Genomic DNA, 1,242 nt, shown 5'->3' with positions numbered 1-1,242 from the left:
GGGCGGTTTCTGGTGAACGTTGCGAATCACGCTGGTGCTTGTTGACGTTGCCATCGTCGCATGAGTTCGTTGGGAGTGCGGTCATTGAGGCATTCGCGGGGCCTGTCGTTGATCTCGGCGGCGATTTGGTCGAGCTGTTCGCTGGTCCAGATCCGCAGGTTCGTTCCGTTGGGCAGGTACTGCCGGAGTAGGCCGTTGACGTTCTCGTTGCTGCCGCGCTGCCAGGGCGAATGCGGGTCGGCGAAGTAGATCCTCAGGCCGGTCGCTTGTTCGATCCGCTCGTGGTGGAACATCTCGTTGCCCTGATCCCAGGTGAGGGTCTGACGCAGGCCAGCGGGTAGGCGGGCGAACGTGGTGATGAGGGCGTCCCGAACAGCCGGTGCGGCGTGGCCGTTGGGCAGTCGGACCAGCAGTGCCACGCGCGTCTTGCGTTCCACCAGGGTCGCGATCGCCGATCGCTGTCCGGCACCCACGATCAGATCTCCTTCCCAGTGCCCGATGCGGCGGCGGGTCTGCACGCTGGCCGGTCGCTGGTGGATCGACTTCATGTTCGTGCACTGCTTCAACGCGCCCTCGCGCGTACGGCCTCGACCGCGGCGGTGGCGATACGTCCGGCCAGTCCGCAGCGTGGTCGCCGTGACCGGGACGATCAAGCCCCGGTAGACCGCCTCGTAGATGGTCTCGGCGCACACGTGCCACGCCGGGCGCCGGCGGTAGCGTCGCCGCAGCCAGCGGCTGATCTGCGCCGGCGACCACCGCTTGGCCAGCTTCCCGGCCACCGCCTCGCGCAGCTCGGCGTCGATGGTAAACCGGCGAGATTTGGGCCGTTTGCGCCGAATATGGGCCTGGTTGTGGGCGTACCACGGCTGATAGCGTCCGTCCGGCTTCCGATTCCGGGCGATCTCCCGGTACACGGTCTGGTAGCTCTTGCCGATCCTGCCTGCGATCGCCTTGACCGGCTCGGCGCGGGCGAGCCCGTCGGCGATCTCGATCCGGTCGTCCTGGCTCAGATACCGCGAGCTGATCGGCGTTTCGATGAAACTCACCCGGCCAGCGTCGATGAACCACACCGACCCGCAGCTCATCGACACGCCGACCTCCCGGGCCGCCGCAGCGCCCTTCCACCCCTTCCGGATCAACTCGAAGTACCGGCGCTTGACCTCCGCTGACATCTTGTTCGGTGCATACTTCGGCATGCGAACCCCTCCCGTCCGGATTCGCAACGACCCTTAGAGAGCAAGC

General features: G+C 66.3%; 1 protein-coding gene. It reads right to left on the bottom strand.

Features of this window, described 5'->3' with window-relative positions:
* Nucleotides 1-26 precede the first annotated feature (26 nt).
* On the bottom strand, nt 27-1,070 hold the full coding sequence (locus CHB84_RS22170; protein WP_217898703.1) for an IS30 family transposase: 1,044 nt from the start codon (nt 1,068-1,070) through the stop codon (nt 27-29).
* Nucleotides 1,071-1,242 lie beyond the last annotated feature (172 nt).

The organism is Haloechinothrix alba (assembly GCF_900188115.1).
Lineage (GTDB): Bacteria > Actinomycetota > Actinomycetes > Mycobacteriales > Pseudonocardiaceae > Haloechinothrix > Haloechinothrix alba.
This window is presented reverse-complemented; position numbering and strand designations above follow the sequence as displayed.